The following is a 6,616-nucleotide window of genomic DNA, read 5'->3' as shown; positions in this document are numbered from 1 at the left end:
CGAGGAGCGTTTCTTTGGAGACGGTGGTGCCCGTACAATCCTTTATTTCCGGGTTGACTATAAGCGTCGATCTGAAACCTCTATCGTCGCTGGACAGAACCCGCTTAGGAGGCGTGTCCATGAGTCGCATGAGAAAATCGCTCAGGTACCTGCAATCATGGTAATAGAGGCCATACCCGTAATTTTCTGTAATAGGTATCTCGCCATCCTCTTGCATTACGAGCGTCAGCTCATCATCCCTTATGACCGTTTCGTTGATAATGCTGTTGGACAGGGTATACCTCTTATGTATGTCCGACACTTCACGGATTTCCTCTCGTTCAGAAGGCTTTAGCATGCAAATTCCTCAAACAACCCAGTGTCCAGATTTATACAGTGGCTGCAGCCCTCGGAAGGTTCCTTTCCCGGATGATCGGAAGCATATCCCACCCTTAGCCCTCGATGAACTCGTACTGATCTGGGCCCGCGGAATGAACGTAAAGCCGGTTAAAGCCCGCATCGATGAACCGTTGTGCGAATTTCGCGTGCACTTTCGGGTTACTGGAGATACATTGCCTGTTCTTGATCACATCGTCTCCCACGACCGCTCTGTTCGCGGCTACCATTTCCGGCGTGTAGATGTTCCGGAGATGTGTTGCTACGATCGTCGTGCCGGCCCAGTACTGTTTAAATATCTTTACGGCGGCATCTACGTCGTCGGTGTAAGCCACCCTTATCTCGACCTGCTTTGACATCTTCTTAAGGTCCTTTCCAGCCTTCCGGGCACCATCCCCGTTGTGCGGCGCTTACAATTTAACCTTTAATCACTAAAGACGGCTCTGGGTAAAAACTTATAAGATAATTATCATGGAATTTTTATTTAAATATTTGTAGCTTGCCTGATGGATTGTCGGGTGCTTAAACCACTAAATCACATTAAAAGTAAAAAATAGCGTTTGTAAAGGGTTTGATAGTTTTCCAACAAGCACTATGGTCCTTAAAAATGGCTTATTTTCGGGCCTTTTCTGATCAAAATATGGAGAAATTGCATATTAGCAAGTAACTTCCATGAATACAAGGAATGAAACCTCCATTCTTCTTTTTGGAGAGCCGTTACAAGGCGCATTCGAAAGCAAGATCCATTAAAACAAAGATTGAAAAACGTTCACCTTTCATCTCTTTATTCTGTGGATGTTGAGAGTCTACTTCTCGTTGTAAAACAGATTTCCATCAAAACAGGAATTGAATCCCTATTTCGGCTTTCTTCTTGAGTATCTCTCATAAGTTGCAAAACAGCTTCCAGCAAAATAAGGATTGAAACTAAAACACATTGGAGATAAATTCGATGAATTGTGTATTTGCAAGCAATTTCCGTGAAAACAAGGATGAAACTCTACATTGAGTTGAACTTTTATTTAGTGATTATTTTTTATTTATTCTAATATTTGTACAAGTGTGGATTTCTATTAACTATTTTCTCATAAATATTCATAACTTAGCTAAATTTAGAAAATTATATATATAAATTGATATTTTTTGAAATAAATTTTTTTGAAGGGGCATTTCAGGCAATGAATGACGATAAACTTCAACTTCCATTCTTGCTCCATGACCTTGGTATATTTTTTAAGAGATCAGGCTTAACTCTCTCCTAAAAATTCAGTAATTTGACGGAGACTGGAAATGGTAAGGAAGACGTGCACTCCATCTGGAGCGCGTCATTAGCTGAAGAACTTGGTCTGAACCGGGATATCCAGAATGTAATATTATATCACTATAATTATATCACTATATCACTATAATCGTGACCCTCTGGAAGGGGGAAAATGCAAGAACACCGAATCGAAAATGAGGCATACCATTGACGAAAGTTATAGAAATCTCTCCAACCACAAGACATGAAGGCCACTCCAAGCTCACCATGAAGGTAGATGATCAGGGTATCGTCGAGCGAGGAGACTGGCTCTCCATCACCCCGGTAAGAGGTATTGAGAAGCTCGCAATAGGTAAGACGATGGACCAGGTCCCGAAGATTGCCTCTCGGGTCTGCGGTATCTGTCCCATCGCCCACACCCTGGCGAGCACCGAGGCCATGGAGGCTTCGATCGGCTGCGAGATCCCCGAGGATGCAAAGCTCCTGCGGGTCATTCTCCATGCCGCAAACCGCCTTCACAGCATCGCCCTGCACAACATTCTGATCCTCCCGGACTTTTACATCCCTGGGACGGAGACGAAGATCACCCCGTTCGCTAAGGAGCAGCCATTTAGGAGCATTGTGGAGAGGATCTTCCGAATCCGCGAGATCGGACAGACTATTGGAGCCATCGCAGGCGGCGAGGCTATCCACCCCTCCAATCCAAGGGTCGGCGGGATGTACCACAACGTGAGCCCTCTGGCAAAACAGAAGATGGCCGACCTGGCGAAGGAAGGTCTCGCCCTTGCCCACGAGCAGATGGAGTTCATGCTCGATGTAATAAGGGACATGCAGAACCGGGGGTTCACAGACGTCGCGGGCAAGCAGATTCCGATCCCTAAGAAGCTCGGGTACCACGACCAGGGGGTTATGGCCACCTCCCCTATGTACGGCTCATCCAGTCTGGACGAGAAGCCCATGTGGGACTTCGCCCGGTGGAAGGAGACCCGGCCATGGGAGTGGTACATGGGTGAGGTAACCATCGATCTTGAGGACCCGAGCTACCCAATCGGCGGCACCACGAAGGCCGGCACCAAGGCCAACCCCCGGATGGAAGCCTGCAACAGTGTTCCGATCTATGATGGCCAGCCGGTTGAGGTTGGCCCGAGGGCAAGGCTCGCAACTTTCAAGAACTTCACTGAGAGGGGGACCTTCGCCCAGCACATAGCCAGGCAGATGGAATACCCCGACTGCTGTTACACCATCCTAAAGTGTCTTGACAACCTGAATACCTCAGGCAAGGTCCTCGCTGACTACATCCCCCAGGGAGACGGGTCCATGGGCTGGGCCGCGAACGAGGCCCCGCGAGGGACTGATGTCCACCTCGCACGGGTGAAGGATGGGCGGGTGTTGTGGTACGAGATGCTTGTGCCCACAACCTGGAACCTTCCGACCTGCAGCCGCAGTCTGACTGGAGCACCCTGGCAGATCGCCGAGATGGTCGTCAGGGCCTATGATCCGTGCGTCTCGTGCGCAACCCATATGATCGTGGTGGACGAGAAAAACAAGATAGTCGCACAGAAGCTCCTCCAGTGGTGAAGGGAATGGAAACGCTGTACTCCGAGATCGTGGTGGCAGGCTGCGGCAACCCGCTTTATGCAGACGATGGGTTCGGACCCGCAGTCGTGGAGCATCTCAAGGGCCTCGAACTCCCCGAAAACGTCACTGCCGTTGACGCGGGGCTCGGGGGGCCTCATTTCGTCTTTACCCTCCTTAATCCCGAGTCCACAAAGACTCTTATCATCGTGGACATTGCGGACTTCGAGGGGAAACCCGGCGAGCTCAGGTGGCTCACAGTTGACGAGCTCCCCGTGGGAAGCTACAGGGACGCCCACTCCTGGGATCTGACCGAGCCGCTTCAGTGCATCAAGGACGATATCCGGATCCGGGTCCTTGCATGCCAGAAGAAGTACGTTTCTGCCCCTGAGATGGTCATCGGGATTACAGACGAGGTACAGAGAGCCATTCCGGACGCTGTATCCGAGATACTGAAGGAAATTGGGATGAACTATGGAACTGCTTAACTCCATCAAGAAAACTATGGGCGGGGAAGCCAAGCCCGCTCAGGTTGCGACAGAGAAGAAGGTGGAAGATACAAAGGAGGCGAAACCAGTGGCAAACAAGATCAAGCTCGGGCATGTACACATGAGCGGCTGTACCGGCTGCCTCGTGTCCGTGGCCGACAATTACATGGGACTCATCAAGATCCTGGACGACTACGCCGACCTCGTCTACAGCCTCACGCTCGCCGACGTCCGGCATATCCCAGAGATGGACGTGGCGCTCGTCGAGGGATCGGTCTGCATCCAGGACCACGAATCGGTGGAAGAGATCAAGGAGACGCGAAAGAAGGCCAAGATCGTAGTGGCACTCGGCTCGTGCGCGAGCTACGGGAACATCACCCGGTTCAGCCGCGGCGGGCAGCACAACCAGCCCCAGCACGAGTCATTTCTCCCAATCGGGGATCTCATCGACGTGGATGTCTACATCCCGGGATGCCCCCCGAGCCCGGAGCTCATAAGGAACGTCGCTGTCATGGCGTACCTGCTCCTGGAGGGGAACGAGGACCAGAAGGCCCTTGCGGGCAAGTACTTAAAGCCCCTCATGGACCTTGCGAAGCGCGGCACGACCGGATGCTTCTGCGACCTGATGAACGACGTGATCAACCAGGGCCTTTGCATGGGCTGCGGTACCTGCGCTGCATCCTGTCCAGTGCGGGCGATCACCCTTGAGTTCGGGAAGCCGCAGGGTGAGCGTGACCTCTGCATTAAGTGCGGCTCCTGCTACGGAGCCTGCCCGAGGTCGTTCTTCAACCTGGATGTGATTCCTGAATTCGAGAGCATCAGCGAGATAATCGCTGGAGCGCTTAAGTGAGGTGAGAAAGATGGTTGCAGATCCATATCTCGGTAAATACATAACCTGCGTTTCGGCACGGAGCACGGAAAAGGAGATCCTCCAGAAGGCACAGGACGGCGGAATCGCCACCACCCTCATGGTCTATGCCCTCGAGCAGGGGATTATCGACGGGACAATTGTGGCAGGCATGGGTGACAGGCCCTGGGAGCCAAAGCCGCTCGTCGCGACGAGCCGCGGGGACATCCTCAAGGCACAAGGGACAAAGTACAGCATCAGTCCCCAGATCTCCTGGCTCAAGGAGGCGACCCGGTCCTTCGGCCTCGATAAGGTAGGGATCACCGGCGTCTGCTGTCAGATGCAGGCGGTCAGGAAGGCTCAGCTCTATCCCATCAACATGCGGGATGTCCCGGACAAGATCGCTTTCACAGTAGGGCTCTTCTGCATGGAGAACTTCCCGTACAATTCCATGCAGGCCATTGTCGAGGACCACGCGGGCCAGAACCTCAGCTCCGTGAAAAAGATGGAGATCACGAAGGGCAAATACTGGGTCTACACCGAGCGCGGGAACGTAGCCACCGTGCCGCTCAAGGAGACCCACAAGTACGAGCAGCCCGGCTGCCACGTCTGCCTCGACTATGTCTCCAACCTCGCCGACATCTCGACCGGCTCGGTCGGAAGCCCTGACGGCTGGTCCACGGTTTTCATTCGCACCAAGATTGGGAACGATATCTGGTCCAAAGCAGTCGACGCAGGCCTGTTCGAGACAAAGCCCATCGAAGAGGTCAAGCCAGGTCTAGAGCTCGTCACGAAGCTCGCGAAGGAGAAGATAGACAAGAACCGGAAGACGGTAGAGGAGCGCAGGACCTTCGGCGTCAACAAGGCGCTGCGGGATCCCTACGCCTGAAACTCCTCTTTTTTATCTTTGAAATTATTCGTGTTATTACAAGAATGCGGGGATGGGGTAATTTCTCATCCCCAAGATGATTCAACTGAAAGCGTACCGAAAATTTAGAGACCAAAAACGATATCATTCAATTTTCACCAAATGCCATTAAAAATCCAAATTATTTGCATCTATTCCAAAAACGCTATCAGGAAAAATATTGATTTTCAAAAAAATACTGCGGAATGTAGGATAAAAAACTACGAATTTAAATTTTATTCGACTTGAGCGTTATTTTTGTGTTTATAATTACATACTATCCGTGTATTACATATAAACCTCGAAAATCAGGGAAATATTCCGAAAATTGAGAGTTGAATTTACAACAAAAGAAAAAAGATTTTGATTCTCGTTCTGATGTCATTATATGGATGATTGAAATCAGTTGTCGAAAAGAAACATTACACATGATCAGAGGGCTTATACGATTGGAAAACGATACAAAAAAAAGAAAAAAAATCAATTGATGAGAATCAATATACGGTTGATTCGTATCCTCTCGGGTTAACAATATCAATACAATTCATGGTGTCACCTTTCCATCAATCACTATTTTTACGAATTCTTTTAAAATGTCCTGTTTTCTTTCCTCTCCTTGGAATTTTTTCGCAATATAAGATCCCATGTCATCGTCTGTCATTTTGATAAGAGAATTCATATCATCATTTGAAATTGATACAATTCGTCCTAACCTGCGTATCATGAACCCCTTTCTATTACTGTTGTATTCAATAGCATTTGAATCACGCAGTGTTAAAAACGTTTTACCATTTGATTTAGAAGAAATTTCTTTTAAATTAGACATTCTTAAATCAATTTCGTTTGGTGTTTCTTCGTTCATGTCTATTGATACCTTAAACAAAATTGTTTCTCTATCCTTCCCCATAACACAATATATGATAAACAACTATAATAAATCAAGTACTGTATCACTTGATAAATATAATAAAACAAGCATTTGAAGCCTCTGGATCTAAAAAGCCCTGGTGGAGATTCTGGTAATTATTCTGTATGGTACATACATTTGAATAGGTACATACATTTGAATAAAACCTCTGTATTTTTGCCGTTTTCACCCAGATTTTGATCTAAAATTGAGCCTGCTTTCGGCAGGTCGACATTAAAAATTAGAATAATTTTCTTGA

7 protein-coding genes are annotated in these 6,616 nt (G+C 48.6%); 4 read left to right on the top strand and 3 right to left on the bottom strand.

Annotated elements, in window-relative coordinates:
- Positions 1–337 (bottom strand): glycogen debranching N-terminal domain-containing protein (locus tag RG963_RS16000; RefSeq protein WP_310577276.1); only part of this gene is annotated, 337 nt, incomplete at its 3' end.
- 94 nt (positions 338–431) lie between these two features.
- Positions 432–734 carry an LLM class oxidoreductase gene (locus tag RG963_RS15995; RefSeq protein ID WP_310577275.1) on the bottom strand — a complete coding sequence of 101 codons (303 nt, stop codon included), beginning with the start codon at positions 732–734 and terminating at the stop codon, positions 432–434.
- Between the two features lie 1,106 nt (positions 735–1,840).
- Here RG963_RS15995 and frhA point away from each other — a divergent pair.
- The 4 genes from frhA to frhB are packed head-to-tail and all read left to right on the top strand — an operon-like array spanning position 1,841 to position 5,432.
- On the top strand, positions 1,841–3,211 hold the full coding sequence (gene frhA / locus RG963_RS15990; protein WP_310577274.1) for a coenzyme F420 hydrogenase subunit alpha: 1,371 nt from the start codon (positions 1,841–1,843) through the stop codon (positions 3,209–3,211).
- Positions 3,212–3,216: 5 nt separating this feature from the next.
- Positions 3,217–3,696 (top strand): coenzyme F420-reducing hydrogenase, FrhD protein, encoded by a 480-nt coding sequence (frhD, locus tag RG963_RS15985; RefSeq protein WP_310577277.1) that lies wholly within the window; start codon positions 3,217–3,219, stop codon positions 3,694–3,696.
- Positions 3,683–4,546: a coenzyme F420 hydrogenase subunit gamma gene (gene frhG, locus RG963_RS15980; RefSeq protein ID WP_310577273.1), complete on the top strand. Its 864-nt coding sequence runs from the start codon at positions 3,683–3,685 to the stop codon at positions 4,544–4,546. Before frhD ends, frhG begins: the two co-directional genes overlap by 14 nt.
- A 10-nt stretch (positions 4,547–4,556) precedes the next feature.
- Positions 4,557–5,432 (top strand): coenzyme F420 hydrogenase subunit beta, encoded by an 876-nt coding sequence (frhB, locus tag RG963_RS15975; RefSeq protein ID WP_310577272.1) that lies wholly within the window; start codon positions 4,557–4,559, stop codon positions 5,430–5,432.
- Between the two features lie 562 nt (positions 5,433–5,994).
- On the opposite strand, the gene RG963_RS15970 is transcribed toward frhB, so the two are convergent.
- Entirely contained in the window at positions 5,995–6,312 is a 318-nt protein-coding gene (locus tag RG963_RS15970; protein WP_310577271.1) for a hypothetical protein, read from the bottom strand.
- Positions 6,313–6,616: the final 304 nt, after the last annotated feature.

Origin of the sequence: Methanosarcina baikalica (genome assembly GCF_031461075.1) — an archaeon.
Lineage (GTDB): Archaea > Halobacteriota > Methanosarcinia > Methanosarcinales > Methanosarcinaceae > Methanosarcina > Methanosarcina baikalica.
This window is presented reverse-complemented; position numbering and strand designations above follow the sequence as displayed.

Excerpts from the sequence above, each read along its gene's own strand:
- RG963_RS15970 (WP_310577271.1), bottom strand. The coding sequence starts at position 6,312 with ATGAACGAAGAAACACCAAACGAAATTGATTTAAGAATGTCTAATTTA.
- frhD (WP_310577277.1), top strand. The coding sequence starts at position 3,217 with ATGGAAACGCTGTACTCCGAGATCGTGGTGGCAGGCTGCGGCAACCCG.
- frhB (WP_310577272.1), top strand. The coding sequence starts at position 4,557 with ATGGTTGCAGATCCATATCTCGGTAAATACATAACCTGCGTTTCGGCA.
- RG963_RS15995 (WP_310577275.1), bottom strand. The coding sequence starts at position 734 with ATGTCAAAGCAGGTCGAGATAAGGGTGGCTTACACCGACGACGTAGAT.
- frhG (WP_310577273.1), top strand. The coding sequence starts at position 3,683 with ATGGAACTGCTTAACTCCATCAAGAAAACTATGGGCGGGGAAGCCAAG.